This window comes from Algoriphagus kandeliae, assembly GCF_004571135.1.
Classification (GTDB): Bacteria; Bacteroidota; Bacteroidia; order Cytophagales; family Cyclobacteriaceae; genus Algoriphagus; species Algoriphagus kandeliae.
In genome coordinates this window covers 774653-793576 of sequence record NZ_SPSB01000001.1, presented here as the reverse complement: position 1 = coordinate 793576, position 18924 = coordinate 774653, and the positions used below count along the sequence as shown (strand labels likewise).

13 protein-coding genes are annotated in these 18924 nt (G+C 36.8%); 8 read left to right on the top strand and 5 right to left on the bottom strand.

What is annotated here, in order from left to right; translation table 11 throughout:
* Positions 1-19 precede the first annotated feature (19 nt).
* Positions 20-2059 carry a glutamine--tRNA ligase/YqeY domain fusion protein gene (locus E4S40_RS03365; RefSeq protein ID WP_135070819.1) on the bottom strand — a complete coding sequence of 680 codons (2040 nt, stop codon included), beginning with the start codon at positions 2057-2059 and terminating at the stop codon, positions 20-22.
* 483 nt (positions 2060-2542) lie between these two features.
* Positions 2543-3070 (bottom strand): Crp/Fnr family transcriptional regulator, encoded by a 528-nt coding sequence (locus E4S40_RS03360; RefSeq protein ID WP_135070817.1) that lies wholly within the window; start codon positions 3068-3070, stop codon positions 2543-2545.
* A gap of 310 nt (positions 3071-3380) precedes the next feature.
* Here E4S40_RS03360 and E4S40_RS03355 point away from each other — a divergent pair, with 310 nt between their 5' ends.
* From E4S40_RS03355 to E4S40_RS03325, 7 genes are all read left to right on the top strand, one after another.
* On the top strand, positions 3381-4022 hold the full coding sequence (locus tag E4S40_RS03355) for an RNA polymerase sigma factor (protein ID WP_135070815.1): 642 nt from the start codon (positions 3381-3383) through the stop codon (positions 4020-4022).
* Positions 4019-5077: a FecR family protein gene (locus tag E4S40_RS03350; RefSeq protein ID WP_135070813.1), complete on the top strand. Its 1059-nt coding sequence runs from the start codon at positions 4019-4021 to the stop codon at positions 5075-5077. Before E4S40_RS03355 ends, E4S40_RS03350 begins: the two co-directional genes overlap by 4 nt.
* Before the next feature lie 159 nt (positions 5078-5236).
* Positions 5237-8719, top strand: a complete 3483-nt coding sequence (locus tag E4S40_RS03345) for a TonB-dependent receptor (RefSeq protein ID WP_135070812.1) — start codon at positions 5237-5239, stop codon at positions 8717-8719.
* Between the two features lie 11 nt (positions 8720-8730).
* On the top strand, positions 8731-10158 hold the full coding sequence (locus E4S40_RS03340) for a RagB/SusD family nutrient uptake outer membrane protein (protein WP_135070810.1): 1428 nt from the start codon (positions 8731-8733) through the stop codon (positions 10156-10158).
* 222 nt (positions 10159-10380) lie between these two features.
* Positions 10381-11790 carry a sulfatase family protein gene (locus E4S40_RS03335; RefSeq protein ID WP_161971765.1) on the top strand — a complete coding sequence of 470 codons (1410 nt, stop codon included), beginning with the start codon at positions 10381-10383 and terminating at the stop codon, positions 11788-11790.
* A gap of 95 nt (positions 11791-11885) precedes the next feature.
* The gene (locus E4S40_RS03330) at positions 11886-13076 is read left to right on the top strand and encodes a Gfo/Idh/MocA family protein (protein ID WP_135070806.1); all 1191 of its coding nucleotides are present in this window, start codon (positions 11886-11888) and stop codon (positions 13074-13076) included.
* Positions 13077-13127: 51 nt separating this feature from the next.
* Positions 13128-14270: a cysteine desulfurase family protein gene (locus tag E4S40_RS03325; RefSeq protein ID WP_135070804.1), complete on the top strand. Its 1143-nt coding sequence runs from the start codon at positions 13128-13130 to the stop codon at positions 14268-14270.
* 2 nt (positions 14271-14272) lie between these two features.
* On the opposite strand, the gene E4S40_RS03320 is transcribed toward E4S40_RS03325, so the two are convergent.
* From E4S40_RS03320 to E4S40_RS03310, 3 genes are read right to left on the bottom strand one after another with little or no spacing between them, the layout of a single operon-like run.
* Positions 14273-14866 carry a nucleotidyltransferase family protein gene (locus tag E4S40_RS03320; RefSeq protein WP_135070802.1) on the bottom strand — a complete coding sequence of 198 codons (594 nt, stop codon included), beginning with the start codon at positions 14864-14866 and terminating at the stop codon, positions 14273-14275.
* Positions 14863-15981 (bottom strand): XdhC family protein, encoded by a 1119-nt coding sequence (locus E4S40_RS03315; RefSeq protein ID WP_135070800.1) that lies wholly within the window; start codon positions 15979-15981, stop codon positions 14863-14865. Before E4S40_RS03315 ends, E4S40_RS03320 begins: the two co-directional genes overlap by 4 nt.
* 6 nt (positions 15982-15987) lie before the next feature.
* The gene (locus E4S40_RS03310; RefSeq protein WP_135070798.1) at positions 15988-17247 is read right to left on the bottom strand and encodes a sterol desaturase family protein; all 1260 of its coding nucleotides are present in this window, start codon (positions 17245-17247) and stop codon (positions 15988-15990) included.
* Between the two features lie 157 nt (positions 17248-17404).
* Here E4S40_RS03310 and E4S40_RS03305 point away from each other — a divergent pair, with 157 nt between their 5' ends.
* Positions 17405-18922 (top strand): M20/M25/M40 family metallo-hydrolase, encoded by a 1518-nt coding sequence (locus tag E4S40_RS03305; protein WP_135070797.1) that lies wholly within the window; start codon positions 17405-17407, stop codon positions 18920-18922.
* The last annotated feature ends 2 nt before the right edge of the window (positions 18923-18924 follow it).

Here is an 18924-nt window from a genome sequence, read left to right as displayed (position 1 = left end):
TTTATATTTATCCTTAAACTCAGAGGCTATTTACTTTCTCAGCCTCTTCCTTTAACACTTCATTATCATCTGCCAAGGCAGCTTCAATAAAGCCATTAATTGCTTCATTTCTTGCTTGTCCCTTTTTCAGTAGAACACCCAAAGTAAGCATAACGCCGATTCTTGTTCCCACCTTTTTAGCAGCAGTATTAAATAAAGGTTCCAATTCATCGTAGGATACTTCTCCAGCTAATTCCAAAATCGAAGATTTAGCACTTTCTAGTTTTTCTCCAGAGAAATTGGTCAGCTTTTTACTGATTTGTTGAATCTCATTCAACGCTTTTCGTTTCCCTTGATTCGATGGGGCTGGAGCAGCTTTTTGAGCTTGAGGCGCTACTTGTTGATTTTGTTTAGCCCAAGTATCCTTAAGGCCAACGGTTTTGTTGAAAATCAACCGGTCATTTTTAGAATCTAAGTCTAAAGTAAAATAGCCTAAGCGCTGAAATTGGTATTTATCATCCAAAGTTGCATTTGAAAGGTAGGGTTCCAGATATGCTTCTTTAATCACTCTCAAGGACTCTGGATTCACAAAATCCAAGAAGTTTTTGTCTTCATGAGAATCTGGAGCTTCATCTAAAAATAATCTGTCATATTCTCTTACTTCCGCTTTAATAGCATGCTCAATAGATACCCAATGTAGGGTGCCTTTTACTTTTCGCATACTTGCCTCAGTACCGCTTCCGGATCGAGATTCAGGATCATAAATACAATGGATTTCCAAAATATTTCCATCCTTGTCCTTAACAACTGACTCAGCTTTGATGATATAAGCACTTTTCAGACGAACTTCATTTCCTAGAGATAGTCTAAAGAATTTCTTACCTCCATCTTCCTTGAAGTCTTCTCGCTCAATGTATAATTCTCGAGAGAATGGCACTTCGTGAGTTCCAGAATTTGGATCTTCAGGATTGTTTTCCATGGATAACATCTCTGTTTTTCCCTCTGGATAATTGGTGATTACCAATTTCACAGGATCTAAAACCGCCATCACACGGGTAGCTCTTTTGTTAAGATCTTCACGGATACAAAACTCAAGAAGCGATACGTCTGTCACATTATCCCTTTTCGAAATACCAGAAACATCGCTGAATTTTCGGATGGATTCTGGGGTATAGCCTCTTCTTCTTAATCCAGAAATAGTAGGCATCCGTGGATCATCCCATCCAGCCACAATCTTTTTCTGCACTAATTCGAGCAATTTCCGCTTACTCATTACCGTAAAGCTCAGATTCCGACGAGCAAATTCTCGTTGCTTAGGCCTTAGCAAACTTGAATCATAAATCTGATCCAAGTACCAATCGTACAATTCACGGTGAGATTTAAATTCTAGCGTACACAAGGAGTGTGAAACTTGCTCGATGTAATCAGATTGACCATGAGCCCAATCATACATGGGATAAATGCACCAATTTGTACCTGTGCGGTGGTGGGCTGCATTTACTATACGGTATAAAATCGGATCCCGCATATGCATGTTAGGGGAAGCCATATTTATTTTCGCACGGAGTAAATAGGATCCTGCCGGAAACTCCCCATTTTTCATCCGCTCAAACAAATCCAAACTTTCAGCTATTGGTCTATTCCGAAAAGGGCTAGGTGTTCCTTCTGAGGTTGGAGTTCCTTTTTGGGCAGCTATTTCTTCTGAAGATTGTTGGTCAACATAAGCCTTGTCTTCTTTAATTAATTGAACAGCCCAGTCATACAATTGCTGAAAATAATCAGAAGAATAGCACTCATTGGCCCATTTAAAGCCTAACCAAGCAATATCTCGCTTAATCGCGTCTACATATTCCTGCTCTTCTTTGGCAGGATTGGTATCGTCAAATCGAAGATTTACAGGAGCGTTGTATTTTTCTCCCAATCCAAAATTCAAACAGATGGAGGCCGCATGGCCAATGTGCAAATATCCATTTGGCTCAGGAGGAAATCTAAAACGAAGCTTTTCTTGCGGAAATCCATTGGCAAGGTCTTCTTCGATAATATGTTCAATGAAATTGAGTGATGCTGCTGATTCTTTCATTTTTGAAAAATTGAAAAGCAAAATTACTTCAATTGATAGGATTTACAACTTCATCCTAGAATTGCTTTTTGAAAGAACAGGATAGAAAAATAATCAGTTCATCGAAAATTTTTCATTGATTTTCCTGGTAAAAACGGTAAGCAGCAGAGGTAAAGTAGGTTTCTCAAAAACAAAAAAATCCTAAAGGTTCAATAAAATTGAACTGTAAAGGATTATTAAAATGAAAAAGCTCTTCAAATAATGATGATTTGAAGAGCTGATTTTAAAATTGTCAAATAAATAGCTTCCCTATAAAATATATTGCTGGGAAAAAAGCCATGAAAGCAATGCATTTACATGGAATTAAAACCTTCATAAACCAAGCTGGATGTTCTCCGTTGGCTAATCTTGAAATTAGTTTCATAGTGCTTTGGGTATGGTTAAAACAAAAATTACCTTATAAAAATCTTGTTTTTCAAAGCAATTCGAAATAACATTTGTTAATTAATTCAAGTCTTTTGGTTTTCTACTTTTTATTCGAGAAAGTGATACGGTAGTTATCCCGATGTAGGAAGCCAAATATTTTTGCGGTACCCTTAAAATTAATTGAGGACTTTCATCCATTAATGCATGATACCTTTCTTCTGGTGTGAGCACTTGGAAAAACATTATTCTATGTACCGCCTCATTTAATGCCTTGCAAATATTATCATTCCAAAATCGTAGGAGTCGAATATTATTTTGTGCAAGCTCTTTAAATTTTTTTGTATTCACCTGAATTACTAATGAATCCTCAACTGCTTCCAAATATTCAAAGGATTTCCCATTATTCAATAAGCAGTTAGCACATGCTGTAAAATCCTTTTCCATTGCAATCCTGACTGTTCGTTCCTCACCATTACTTTGCTGAACATAAGTTCTAATTACCCCCTTTAGAATAGCTAAAGCATAATCAAAACAATCTCCTTCATGAGCTATTTTTTCACCCGCTTTGTAGGACTTGATAGTGGAAATTTTGTAAAGATCAACCATATCACTCAAATTGAGTTGGCTAAATTTTTCAAAAAATTCAATGAAGGAAGTTTCCAAAATCAGGCTGCTGTTGGTTGATTTTAGTCTTAATTATAAGAAGAAATCATCAGATTGATAATAATCAATGGAGTAAGTATGCTTTTGTTTATTGATCTAAAACTTGCTTAATACTTTATTTTTATTGCGTTTTCCAGATTTATCCATATATCCTGTATGGCAAAAGGATAAAATTTTAATTTTTTTTTAAAAACATGGGGTCATTTGAATAACTTCTTTCTCTTACTACTAAAGAGGCATAGCTACCCTCAGCATGAACAATAAACCCTACCCAAACTATTCCAAATTGGAAGTCGTACATCGGCACCAAGAGATTATTAAGATTTTTGAGTCGAAAAGTGACTCAGAAATCTGGCTTGCTTTTAATGCATCTGATGAAATGGCTTTTAATTACCTTTTTCGAATTTACACGCCTCAATTATTTAAGTATGGTTGCCAATTTCAGGTAGGTGAGGAAATGGTTCAAGACGCTATTCAAAATCTGTTCATTTACCTTCGAGGCAAACGGGGTTCACTTTCACCAGTTGCTTCAATTAAAGCTTATTTATTCAAAAGCCTTCAATATGAATTAATCAAATTAATTAAGAAGGATAAAAATAAGATTATGATTAGCTCAGATGAATTGGAAGCGAATTTCCCTATTGAAATTTCAATTGAAAATTCAATAATAGATTCGGAAGAGAAGCAAGAACAGCTAATAAATCTAAACATAGCTATTAAGAAACTTTCCTCAAGACAACGGCAAGCTATTTTGCTTCTCTATGAAGATGGGCTTTCATACAAAGACATTGCTGAGATAATGGAATTTTCGGAGGTTAAATCAGCCAGAAAATTGATTTATCGAGCATTGGATGCCTTACGAGTAAATATGGGAATTGATAAGAAAAAGAAATGAGTGATAATAAAACATATCTAAATTACAAAGACTACCAATTAGAGGACTTTTTGGCTGATGAGTTTTTTATCGAATGGGTAAAAACACCCAATGAGAATAATAAACATTTTTGGGAAAAATGGCTTTCGGAACACCCCGAGAAGCGACAGATAGTTCTTAAGGCAAGTCAAATCATTAGAAGCATTCAGTACTCAAAAAGAGTGGATCTTTCTGACAGCAATTACGTGAGAATCTTCGAAAATGTAATTAGACAAACTCCTTCTGCAGAGGCATCTTTCGGTTCTAAAACTTCTCGAATGAGAAAGTGGCTGTTTTCCTTTCGTCAGATAGCAGCCGTATTGATTATAGGAGTTTCCCTTTGGTATTTTTGGAGCCTTGGACAAAAGGAAAGAGTACTACCCGTCGAAGAAATTACTACATCAGAAATAGTTCAACGTACTACCCCCAAGGGCCAAAAAGCAACTTTTATTTTGGAGGATGGTACTAAAATTTTTCTGAATTCGAACAGCCAAATTAGATTCCCAAAAAAGTTCGAAAAGGAAAGCCGTCAAGTAACCTTAAAGGGTGAAGCATTTTTTGAAGTTGCGGAAGAAGAAAGACCTTTTATCGTACAGACCGCTGACATAGAGGTAGAAGTCCTAGGCACTTCCTTTAATGTGAAAGAATCTGAAGAGGGATTGCTGTCAGTTGCATTGGTCACTGGAAAAGTTCGGATAGATGATCAAAAAGGAAATCGGCTAATGCTTGCTCCGAATGAGATGATGGTTTTTGACCAATTCGGAGAATTTCGAAAAACTGGATTTGATCCTTTGGAGATGACAGGATGGAAAGATAAAAAGCTGGTTTTTAATAAAAATGACATCCTTGAAGTCAAGTATCGATTGGAAAACTGGTATGGTGTAGAGATTACCATAAAAGGAAAATTTCCTAATAATTGGTCCTATTCAGGAATTTATCAGGATGAGACATTGGAGAATGTCCTTTTGGGATTGAGCCGGGCCACAGATTTGACTTTTTCACTGAAGGATAAAAAAGTAGAAATCGCATATCAATAAACCCTAATAAACCATGAAAGCAAATAATCTAAACAGTAGCTAGATTAAAAAGCAGCTTCTCTTTCGAAAAGCTGCTCTTAAAGCTTGTCTGCCAGAATTGAGACCTCTACAGACAAGTAGTCAAAGTCTAATTCATTACACTTTAACCATTACAATAGTATGAAAAAACCACTACTGAGGCAACTCCTTATGCTGTCCAAACGAATTCTATATGCCTTTGCCATTCAATTGATATTTTGCTCGGTTCTCTTGGCTAATACCGGTAAGGCCCAAATGAAAAGTATTTCAGAAGTTAAAGTTTCCATCAGTTTGGATGACCAACCGCTGAGAAAAGCCTTTTCTCAGTTGGAACGAAAAACGGATTTTAAATTTACTTACAATCCCAACACAATTCCCCTTAATCAGCGAATCAGCTTGGATTTGGAAAATGCAACGGTTTATCAAGTGCTGGAAAATCTTATTCGACAGACCAATCTTTCTTTTGTCCAGATCAATAAAAACATTCATGTCAAACTGCCTTCAGATTCAGGAAAGAGTATTTCAATCCAAGAACTGGAATTTATCGATATCCAAGGTAAAGTAACAGATGCTTCTGGTCAGCCATTACCTGGGGTAACTGTGATAGTAGAAGGAACCACTTCAGGGACAGTGACAGATATTGATGGTAGTTATAGCTTATCTGCATCAGAAGGGGATGTGTTGATTTTTAGTTTTGTAGGGTTTGAATCTAGAAGAGTAACTGTCGGAAATCAGACTACCATCGATATACAAATGGCTGAGGATGCTCAAGCCTTGGAAGAAGTGGTGGTTGTGGGTTATGGAACACAAGACAGGAGAAAAATAACAGGTGCAATTTCGTCAATAGATAGTGAAGATTTGGGAGTTGTACCAGTAACATCATTCGATCAATCATTACAAGGTCGATTACCGGGAGTTCAAGTCACACAAACTACAGGTTCACCTGGTGGAGCTGTAACGGTTAGAATTCGAGGATTTGGGTCAATTTCAGCGAGTAATGAGCCTTTATACGTTGTTGATGGATTCCCAATTGAAAATGAATCAAACCAAGGAAATTCTGGGTCAGGGTTTTCGAGATTAAGTATAAATCCACTCGCTTCATTCGACCCTAATGACATCGAATCCATTGATGTCCTCAAAGACGCGGCTGCAGCAGCTATCTATGGATCTAGAGGAGCTAATGGAGTCGTGATAATAACCACAAAAAAAGGTAAATCAGGAAAGCCTAGTATTGATTTTAATCATTATACCGGATGGCAAGTGGCTACAAATTTACCTGAACTAATGAACTCACAAGAATATTTAGATATGATGGTTGAAGCTAGAAATAATTCTTGGGTAGATGGAGATCCTGATAATCGTTCAAATTCAGATCCGGATGAGATAAGACCCGGTAACTTAAGAGTTGGTCAGTTTCAAACGGCACCTCAACATGATACAAATTGGTTAGATGAGATATTCAGAACAGCAATGATGTCCAACTATAACCTTTCTATTAAAGGTGGAAATCAAAATATTAAATATGCTATATCTGGTGGTTTTTTTAATCAAGATGGGATTATTATAGGATCAGGTTTTAAACGTTACAATTTTAGAGCAAACATTGATATAAAAGCGAATGAAAAACTATCAATGGGCTTTAATTTTGCCCCTAGTATATCTATTCATGATCGAATTAGGACTGAGGGAAATGGAAATTTTGTTCAAGGAAGTGTTATACATGCTGCAATTTCAGCAAGACCATCTTTTCCAGTCTATAATGAAGATGGTACCTACTTTAATCATCGAGCAGGAGGTACACCTCCCTTTCTTTCTAACCCTGTTTTTTTAGCAAATGAATTAGAAGAAGAAGTTAACGTTAGCAGAATTTTAACCAATTATTTCGCCGAGTACAGTTTTATTGAAGATCTGAAACTAAAGGTTAGTCTTGGAGCGGATTTTAATAACATTACCAATTTACAATTTGTACCTCGTTCTCCAAATTGGCCTCCTTTTGAGGCTATAGTTGGTCAGGCATATTCATTTCAATCGCAGGCTTTTTCTTGGTTAAATGAAAATATTTTAACCTATTCCAAGAAAATTGGGAATCATGATTTTTCGATTTTAGGTGGTGCAACTTTTCAAAAATATAGGATAAATAGAATGGATGGTTCGAGTCAGAATATTCCAACTAATTCAATAAAAACTGTTTCAGCTGGAACGGTCATTAATGGATTAAGTCAAAGGATTGAAGAATGGTCTTTAGTGAGTTATTTAGCAAGAGCGACATATGATTATAAAGGCAAATATTTAATTTCTGCATCTGCAAGAACTGATGGGTCATCAAGGTTTGGCTCTGAGACTAAATATGGTTTTTTTCCAAGTGGATCAATAGGTTGGTTATTCTCGGATGAAAGCTTTTTCCCTCAGTCAAAGTTTTTTTCAGAAGGAAAATTAAGGCTTAGTTATGGCCTTACAGGAAATAATTCAATTGGAAATTATTCAAGATTTGCCTTATTGGGAAACACACGCTATGTACTAGGATCGGATCAGCAGGTAGTTGGAGGACTTTCTCCTTCAAGCATAGCAAATGACGAATTAGGTTGGGAAGTTTCGAAATCATTTAATATTGGGACCGACCTATATTTCTTTGATAATAGAATAAGGCTTTTAGCAGACTATTATATAAAAAACACAAATGATTTACTCCTAAATGTTCCAGTTCCCGTTACAACAGGATTTACATCTGCCTTACAAAATATCGGTGAGGTTAGAAATTGGGGATGGGAATTCGCATTGAACACAGTTAATTTTGATAAAGAATTCAAGTGGTCGTCGGATTTTAATATTTCTTTTAATAATAATAGAATAATTGATTTGGGAGGCTCAGGCGTTGATGGAGTACTTCTCATAGAACCCCCCATTTTTGCTATAGGACAAATTTACATTAATCAAGAGGGTCAACCATTTAGTCAGTTTTACGGATTTAAGACAGATGGCATATTTCAAACAGAAGAGGAGATCGCAAACCACAATGCTGAACAACCATTCGCAAGGCCTGGGGATTACAGGTTTGTTGATCTTAATAATGATGGAATTATAGATGCACAAGATAGAACAGTTATCGGAAACCCTTTACCAGACTTTTTTTACGGTTTAAATAATCGCTTTAGTTATAAAAACATTGAATTATCTATTTTCCTTCAAGGAGTAAGTGGAGGAGATATTTTTAATATCAATGGTCGTTCAGGTGCAACTTTAGGAGGTACCACTAATCAATTAAAAGACGCTGTTAACAGATGGAAATCTCCAAGCGAACCTGGGGATGGATTCCATTCTCGTGCAAATGTTAATGATAGAAATGGAAATAGTAGAATTTCAGATAGATGGGTAGAGGATGGTTCTTTTTTACGTGTCAAAAATATAACTCTAAGTTATACATTTAAACCTGCATTATTAAATAGTATCGGATTAAAGACAGCAAGAATATATTTACAAGGAACAAATATCCTAACATTCACTAATTATTCAGGTTTTGATCCAGAAGCTTCTTTTAGCAATAACAATCCATTATTACAAGGTTTAGATTGGCAGGTTTACCCATTAAATAAAACATATACAGTTGGTATAAATGCATCATTTTAAATTATACAGAGATGAAAATTTATAAATATATATTCATAGTTTCGGTTTTGATTTGGACAAGCTCCTGTAATGATTTCCTTGAAATACCTCCCACATTTCAAGATAATTCAGCACTCTTTTATAAAACTCCTCAGGATTTTGAATTAGCAATTGCTGGTGCCTATGATGGACTACAATCAATTTACAATTCAGGACAAAGTGGTGGTCACTGGATTTTCGGAGATTTAACTACCGATATTGCAGAAACTCAGAGTACTGCAGGAGCAAATTGGGAGGCTTTCTCGAATTTCTTATTATTTTCAGATAATATACATGTTGAATTGTATTATAACGCCAGTTTTAATACAATTTATAGAGTAAACACTATATTAAGTAAGTTAGATGAAGTGGAATTATCAACAGAAATTGAAACTCAAATTGAATCAGAGGCCCAATTCATAAGAGGATTAGTCTATTTTAATTTAGTAAGAATATTTGGAGATGTTCCCCTCGTTACCAAGCCTTTAGGCATTTCAGAGTCTTTTTCCTATCTGAGAGAATCAAAAGAAAAAGTATATGAAGTTATTTTGACAGATTTAGAATATGCTTACCAAAATCTTCCAGAAGTTCGTAATGGCAACCAAAATGGAAGAGCTACGAAATTTGCAGCAGCAGGTTTATTAGCTAAAGTGTATTTAACACTAGGGAATTTTCAAGTTGCTGCTAATTATTGTAAAGAAATAATTGATAGCAATCAATTCAAATTATCTGAGAACTATTCTGATGTTTTTAGTCTAAGTTTTCCAAGTGAAGAGTCTATTTTTGAGATTCAATTTGCTGCTAATTTAAATGGCGAAGGAAGTAGATTTTTCCAAGTATTTATGCCTCAAGGCTCAATAAATGGTCAAGGACAAGGTTACTGTATCCCCACAAAACAATTCATTGATGATTTTGAGGAAAATGATTTAAGAAAGGATTTTGTCATTGTATCCAATTTGCCGGGTTCACTTTTCCCAGGTTCTTATGGGGCTGGTAAATATATAGATCCAAGTGCCGGAGTTTCAGATGGTGGAAATAATTGGATAGTACTTAGATATGCAGACGTTCTTTTAATGTATGCAGAAGCCCTAAACAAAATTAGTTATGGGAGTGAACAAGCCTTTTTGGCATTAAACGATGTCAGATCTAGAGCTGGATTGAAGAAATTAAGCCAACAGGATCTTCCTAATCAAAGTGAGTTTGATTTAGCCATTGAAAGGGAAAGAAAATTTGAACTTTGTTTTGAAGGGCATAGATGGTTTGATTTAGTTAGAAGAAATAGATATTTAGAAGTAATGAATAATGAGTACCAACATCCATTAGGCATTACTGTTCCCGAGACCTATCTTCTTTTTCCTATTCCACTTAGTGCAATAAATGTAAATCCGAATTTAACTCAGAATCCGGGTTATAATTTATAACTTATGAATAAAGGCATAACTTTAATTTAAAGTTATGCCTTTATTCATTAATATTTATAATATTATTTTTGATATTTTGAAATATATTTATAATATATATATTCAACAATTTTAATAGGTATTTTAATAATTTAAATTAAATATTTTTTTTATTAAAATTAATTTCGATATAAACAATATAATAAAATGTATTATTTTGTATTTCTTATATTTCAAATAACTGTGTTTATACAAGGTTATAATGAATATAAAAATATTACAGCTATTTCAAAACCCAATATCATTATAATTTACACAGATGACTTAGGTTACGGCGATATATCACCCTTCGCACCAAAAGATGAAATAACTCCAAATTTGGCAAGTCTAGCAAAAGAAGGAATCACTTTGACTAACTTTTATGTTGCGTCTTCTGTTTGCTCTCCTTCCAGAGCTTCTTTATTAACTGGTTCTTATCCTATCCGAGTAGGGATCCCCCGGGTTTTGGCACCCCATGGGATTTCTTGGGCACAGGATGTTTGGAGAACTGGGCTTAACCCTGAAGAACAAACCTTGGCAGAATTAGTAAAGGAAAGGGGATATACTACAGCATTGATTGGAAAATGGCATTTGGGTCATGCCAAAGAGCAGCTTCCTATCCACCATGGATTTGATGAATTTTTTGGGATTCCTTATTCCAACGACATGATTCCTTCTGCAAGCCAATCCTATCCGCCTTTGCCCTTGATCAAAAATGACGTTGTTGTGGAAGAAAACCCTGATCAGCGATTTTTTACAAAAAGATTTACTGAAAAAACGATTCAGATAATTTCAGAAAACAGGAATTCTCCATTTTTTATTTTGCTAACCCATCCGTTGCCGCATGTGCCTTTGAGTACCTCTCCTGAATTTCAAAACAGAACAAAAAAAGGAATTTATCAAGATGTAATACATGAGATTGACTGGTCGGTTGGCCAGATTAAAAAGAAACTCAAGGAATTGGACTTGGAGGAAAATACTATTCTGATTTTTACCTCCGACAATGGACCATGGTTGGCATACCAGACCCATGCAGGTTCTGCTGGAAATCTAAGAGAAGGTAAAAACACGGTATTTGAGGGAGGTTTCAAGGTTCCTTTTATTATCTCATGGCCAAATCAATTGCCAAAAAACGAGAAACTAGATGGTTTGGTAACCAACATGGATTTACTTCCTACTTTGATGTCTTGGGTGGGAGGGAATCAACCAGATCTTGAAATAGATGGACTTTCTATTGGAGATTATTTGATGGGAAGAACAGATCAATCTCCAAGAGATGTTTTTTTGTATTACCACAATGAAAACTTGCGTGGAATCAGAGATAATCGATATAAACTTTTATTGCCTCATATATATCAAAAACCTGCTGGAGACAACATTAAGCCTGGTGAAATGGATCAATTTATTTATGATTCTATTCCTTTGTCTCTTTTTGATTTGTGGGAAGACCCTGAAGAATTAAAAAACATAGCAATTTCTTTTCCAGAAATGGTAGAGGCGCTTCAACAGAAAATGGAAAAAGAGCATCAAGAACTTACGAAAGGGAAAAGGTTACCTGGAATATATCAAGGTGAAGAACCTCCTGTGGGTCAGTTATGGATTAATAATAATTAATTAGATAGATTGGGTATTTTAGATTGAAAGACAGATCCTTCTTGGGTCTGTTTTTTTTGCTCAAAATTCCCTATACTTTAAAAAATTATCAGCTTTTGAAAAGAAGAGATTTTATCCAGAAAGCAGGAGTAGCAGCGGCCGTTTCCAGTCTTCCATTGGGGGTTGGCGCCAGCATTTTAACTCAAAAGCGAAATAAAATCTATAATGTAGGAATCATCGGTTATGGCGACAGAGGCTCCGGTCTGCATCATGTCATGAATGGAATGCCAGAAAAGTTCAACATCAGAGGAATTGCTGAAGTTCTTCCATTTCGGGCAGAACCTGCAGCTAAGAAATACCCACAAATTCCTGTTTACCAGGATTATCGAAGGATTTTAGACGATCGTGAAATTGATACTGTGGTAGTATCCACACCGCTGAATTCACATTTTGAGCATGCAAAAGCAGTATTAGAGGCAGGAAAAAACCTGTATCTAGAAAAGACCATGCTATTTACATTAGAGGAGATTCGAACATTTCAAGACTTGGTGGGGAAATACCCAAATCAAATCATTCAAGTAGGTCATCAATACCGGTATTCACCGCTTTATTTCAAGGTAAAGGAATACATTCAAAAGGGTTGGTTAGGAAAAATCACACAAGTCTCTGCTCGATGGGATCGAAATAATAGCTGGAGAAGACCGGTGCCTTCGCCTGAATTCGAGCGGCAAGTGAATTGGCGCATGTACAAAGAATACTCAGGTGGTCTGGTTGCAGAGCTTCTATCTCATCAAATGGATTTTATCAATTGGGCTTTTGATACAGTACCTGATCAAATCTTTGGGACAGGAGGAATAGATTATTTCCAAGATGGTAGAGAAACCTTTGATAATGTTCAGGTAACCCTGAGGTACAACAAGGCTGGAATGGTAGGGAACTTCGGTGCTACTTGTGGCAATCAATATGAAGGCTATGCATTCAAGATAAAAGGAAGTGAGGGGACTATTTCGCTATTGACAAATGATGGGATTTTTTATCCAGAACCTGAGAAAAAAGCCAAACTTCAAGAAGTCGATGGTGTTTCAGGTGCTACTCCTATCACGTGGATTGCTAATAAAAGTGGAATCAAATTAGTCGATCAACCCACCAAGGATGGGAGTATCTATGCTTTGGAGGATTTTTATCGTTGCTTGGAAGAAAAAGCCGAACCGCTTTGTAATGTCACCAATGCCGGCAATACTGCTAAACTTGTTGCCTTGGCCAATCAGTCGGTTTATGGAGGTGGTATAAAAACCTGGAAAAGCTAAACTCTTACCGCTATTCTGAAAAATTGCGATGGAATTTTCTAATTTAAAGCAATGAACTACCCCATTTACCTAGATTACAATGCCACCACTCCATGTGCACCTGAAGTCATAGATGCAATGCTTCCTTACTTCGGAACACACTTCGGAAATGCAGCAAGTAAGAGCCATCCTTATGGTTGGGTTGCTGAAAATGCCGTAGAAGAGGCTAGGGAAATAATTGCTCAATTGATCGGGGCCAAATCCAAGGAAATCATTTTCACTTCTGGAGCAACAGAGGCTATCAATTTGGGAATTAAAGGCATTTTTGAATCTTATCTGGGAGAAAAACAGCATTACATAACCTGCCAAACAGAGCATAAAGCTGTTTTAGATACGTTTTTAGAAATAGAAAAAAGAGGAGCTGAAATAACCTGTTTACCGGTAGATGGCAAGGGAAACATTAGCTTGAAGGATTTGGAGGACGCCATCCTTCCTCATACCAAAATGATTTGCTTGATGTGGGCCAACAATGAAACAGGCGTAATTCATCCAATCAAAGAGATTTCTGAAATAGCAGAATCTAGGAATATCATCTTATTTATTGATGCGGTTCAAGCAGCTGGCAAAATTCCTGTTTTTACAAAAGGCGTTCATTTAATGGCTCTTTCTGCTCATAAATTTTATGGTCCAAAAGGCGTTGGAGCTTTGTATGTTAGACACAATCATGCTTTGCCAAAACCCTTAGCCCAAATTCACGGTGGTGGGCACGAAAAAGGAATGCGAAGTGGAACGTTGAATGTTCCTGGAATAGTTGGTTTTGGAAAGGCTGCAGAACTTCGGATTTCAGAAATGGAAGAAGAAGGAAATAGACTTAGAGAATTGAGGGATTTTTTAGAAAATCAGCTTTTACAAATTCAAAACACTTCTTTGAATGGAAGTCAGGAAAATAGATTGCCTCATGTATGCAATATTGCATTTAGCGGAGTGGAAGGAGAAGACCTAATAAAAAAAGTAAATCAAAAGGTAGCTGTCAGTTCTGGTTCGGCATGCACCTCTATTTCTCCCAAACCCAGTCATGTACTTCAGGCAATGGGCATAAATCCTGATCTAGGTAGAGCTTCTATCAGATTTAGTTTAGGTAGAAACACAACTTTTGAGGATGTGGAAAAAACAATTAATTGGGTAAAAGAAGTGGTTGAAAAGCTAAGAGTATAGGATTAATCAGTTAATCTTTTAAAATCCTCTTCTGTGTCTAAATCAATTGACCCTTCTGGAAAGTCTATCGTTAAAACATCATCCATATTTTGAAGAATTACCTTTTTGGCACCTTCTTTTCCTTTCAGAGCAAGTAATTCTTCGAAGTATTTTTTATCGAAAATTGCAGGGACGCCAAGCGTTCCAGAATAGCGGCATGCAACGATGCCTTTTTCTGATTCCTCCTTATTCCTAATCAACAGATTTAGCAATTCTGTATCAACCATTACTTGGTCGCAAAGCATGATTAGGATTTGATCCAATTTCCCTATCTCATCTTCCGAATCTAAATACCGTAGCAAGCCAGTCTGCATACTGCCAGTCATTCCCAGTTCCCAGCTTTCATTTTCAACAAAAAGAATTGAATTTGTTTTTACTACTGCTTTGATCAGTTCAGGATTCCAACCTAAAACCACTAATACCGAATCAGCAAAACTTGCCAAAGCAGCTTCAATCGCTCTTTGTAGTAAATTTTTACCTTGATATTCGATTAATTGTTTTGGTCTTCCCAATCGGGAAGAGGAACCGGCTGCTAGAATAATAATTCCGGTTCTCATGCTCCTTTTTCGTGAATCGGCCCAATTTTTTCTCGAAGGAAAATGGGTTGCTTTTTATTGAGAACAGCTTTGATTTCGGCAAAAATGGACAAGGCTATTTCCTCGGAAGTCTCAGCTCCTATATCCAAACCAATAGGAGCATAGATGTTTTCTTCGGAAACCTCAATTCCTTTATTTTGAAGGCGATCAATCAGTTTTTCGGTCTTTTTCTTGGGGCCAAGAATTCCAATATAAGGAATCATAGATTGCTGAAGTTTCTCTAGAATCACGGCTTCATATTCAAAATTATGCGTCATCAAGAGTGCAACCGTATGGATATCTGTTTCAATTTTTTCAACCACCTCATCCGCAGGTCCTAGAATGATTTCCTTACTTTGAGGGAAACGGCCAGCAGTTGCCAGATTCTTTCTCCCATCAATAACAATCAATTCAAAACCAAGCAAATCTGCCATACGAGCTACAGGAATGGTGTCATTTCCTGCACCAAACAAAAGAACTCGAACGGGAGGTTTTACTAATTCAAAAAAAACCGAAATTTCCCCAAGTTCGGGATAGCTACGGATTTCATTTTGATTCTGATCAAAGGATTGAATTTCATGTTTAAGGCGTAACCAAAGTTGCGGGTCTAGCTCCTTAACTTTACCGAATTCATGGATTCCCTTTTTCAAAAAAACAGTTCCAATTTGAGCTGACCTTGAATTAGGTATAGAAAAAATAGTCAACAAGAGGCCCAAATTTCTATCTTTCAAGGCTTCTTGAATCAACTCGACTGGATTAGTAGGATCATTAAAATCAATGGGCTCAATCAAGACATGAATAATCCCATTGCATCCTAGACCTACGCCAAATTTTTGATCGTCCTCATCTGTCGTATCATAGGTCACTAGCATGGATTTCTGCTGGAAAATGACAGCTTGAGCTTTTCGTAATGCATCGCCTTCCAAGCAGCCCCCACTAATTGCTCCTGTCAATTGTCCTTCCAAATCAACTAGCATCCGAGCCCCCGGTCTGCGATAGGCTGAACCCACCACTTTTACAACCGTCGCTAAAGCTACTTGTCGATTTTCCTCTTTGGCAAATTGATAAGCAGTAAGTATTTGCTTTAACTCTTTCATGATGTTTTAATTCGCAAATTGGACTTCATTTTTTCGGAAAGAAAACCAGATAGCTATAATGGCTGATATGCCTAAGTAGGCAATCAATACCGGAAGTGCTCCGGGGAAGTCAGCATTTAATCCAAACCAATCTCCCCGCGTGAAAATGAAGTAAAAAGCATAGGCTGCTTTCAATAATTCCCAAGCCCAGGCATTAGGGTTTCTATCCATCAACTCCGTGTAGGCATATATTGTCAGGAAGACAAAACCACCATAGTAGAAAATATCCGGAGCACCTATTGAAGCGATATTTCCAAACAGATAACTAATCAACAGTAAAAGGACTAACAATTGTCCAAAACTCCAAATCAGCATTCCCTTTGGTAAAAAAGGGTTGTATTTGTCGAAATGATAAACGTCCTGAATTTTGTAAACGGGATATTTTTCGGCCACATCAGCAGGTCTCCAACCCAAAGGCATAAACCAAATTTTAAGCTTGTCAGACCATTTTTTTGCTCTCCAAGCATCCTTAATCAAAAGCCAAAGATGCATAAAGTTGATTTTTATAGGATTCCAGGTCTGCACCGGGCGAGTGACTCCATAGATAGCAGGAATATCATCCTGTTCTTCTTGGTAAGTACCAAACCATTTGTCCCAGAAAATGAAAATCTGCCCATAATTCTTATCCAAGTACTCTGGATTGATGGCATGATGAACTCGGTGATGGGAGGGGGTCACAATGATTTTTTCCAAGAAACCCATTTTCCCGATATGACGGGTATGATACCAAAACTGGGCAAATAAATGCAATGGTGCTACAATGGCAATCACTTGAGGAGGTACTCCAAAAATAGCGGCAGGGATAAGAAAAACGGCGAATATTTTGACAATGGAAGAAATACTCTGTCGAAGAGCACATGCTAAATTAAACTCTTCGCTACTGTGATGAATGATGTGATTGTTCCAGAAAATATTGTACTCATGCGCGATTCGATGCGTCCAATAACCCGCAAAATCAAGTGCAAAAAAAGCAATCACATAGACCAACCAGGTAGCTTGAATCTGAAATAATGCAAAATTTGAATACAACCATTCATAGGAAATAACTACAATACTCAAACCCAATACGTCTTTCGTGACATTGGTAATTCCTGAACTAAGGCTTGAGATCATGTCATTGACGGGAACAGTATCTTTTCCTTTCCACATTCCCCAGAACTTTTCAAACAATACCAGCAACAAAAAAGCCGGCATAGCAATCAATAGTATCTTTCCGTAGGTTTCCATTTTGAGTTTATTTCCTCTTAAACTTAACCAATTACCAAAGTTTCTTCAAAAGCTTTTACAGTTCCGCACCTACAAATTGATTTAAAACAAATTTGAATGCTTTAACAAGGCGGACCTGAATCGAAGAATTCCTATCTTCCATCAATCATCGAAACCCATGAATAAAAGAATCTTAATTGGAATTTTGAGCATTGTTTTAGTTGGAAATACTTTTGGCCAACTTAATAAAAAAACGATTCAGGAATTATCCAGACAAGAATTAAAGGAATCCCTCGAACGTTTTTCAGAATTTTTAAAAATCCCCAATAACGGTCGGATTCCGGAAGATATCCAAGCAAATCTAGCATGGTCTCAAGCCTACCTTGAAGAATTGGGATATTCGACTCAAGTTCTCAGTTCAAATCAAATTCCCCATCTTTTTGCATCAAAAAAGGAAGACTCGAACAAGAAGACTGTTTTGGTTTACATGCAAATAGATGGTCAGCCGGTAGACTCAAGTGCCTGGGATCAAGAAAGCCCGTATCTCCCTGTTATGAAGCATCAAGTGAATGAAAACTGGGAACAAATTCCTTGGTCAAATCTTCAAGGAGAGATCGATCCTAATTGGAAAATATTTGCTAGATCGGCTTCTGATTCTAAAGGACCCGCGATGGTATTTTTTACGGTCTTAGAAATTCTGAAAAAGGAAGGGATAGAACCTGCCGTGAACCTTAAGTTTATCTTGGACTTTCAGGAAGAATTATCCTCTCCAGAATTAGCCAAAGTGATTGAACAACATCAAGATTTGGTTGCTGCAGATGGAATTTTGATCATGGATGGAACCCGTCATGTATCCAATCTTCCAAACCTAACTTTCGGTGCTAGAGGGATTGCAACGGTCACTTTGAAAATTTTTGGGGCAAATCGTGATCTGCATAGTGGCCAATATGGGAATTTCGCTCCTAACCCAGTTTTTGAGGCATCTAGGCTCATAGCCTCACTGAAAGATGAATCTGGAAGAGTTTTGATTCCTTGCTTTTATGAAGGTGTCAATCTCACCGAAAAAGATCTACTAGCCATGAAGCAAGTTCCCGAATCGAAGGATGAAATTTTAATGGATTTAGGCTTGGCCTCCTCGGATGAAGTAGGCAACTCCTATCAAGAAGCATTGCAATATCCTTCTTTGAATATTCGAGGAATACAGGCCGCTTGGGTAGGAGAGGAAGTTCGTACGATTATTCCGTCTGAAGTGATTGTAGAAATTGATATGCGAACCGTTCAGGAGACCCCAGGTGAAAGACAAGTTTCCCTTCTAAAAAAGTATATTCAAGATCAGGGATTTTATCTCATTTCGACTGATGAGCCAAGTCAGGAGGAGCGTAAGAAATACTCAAAAATTGCTGCTTTTTCTTACAGAATTGGTTCGCAGCCTTTTCGTGCTGAAATGGATTCTGATTTTGGAAAATGGCTTGAAAAGGGAATGCAAAAAGTTTTTGAGGAGAATTACATCAAAACTCGACAAACCGGAGGATCTCAACCTATGGCACCATTCATTAATATCCTTGGGATTCCTGCAGTTTCTGTGCGTGTACCAAATCCTGATAATAATATTCATGCACCTAATGAAAATATCCGAATTGGAAATTACATCGAAGGAATTCAGACTGTTTTGGGAATAATTACTGAATCATTTTAAGT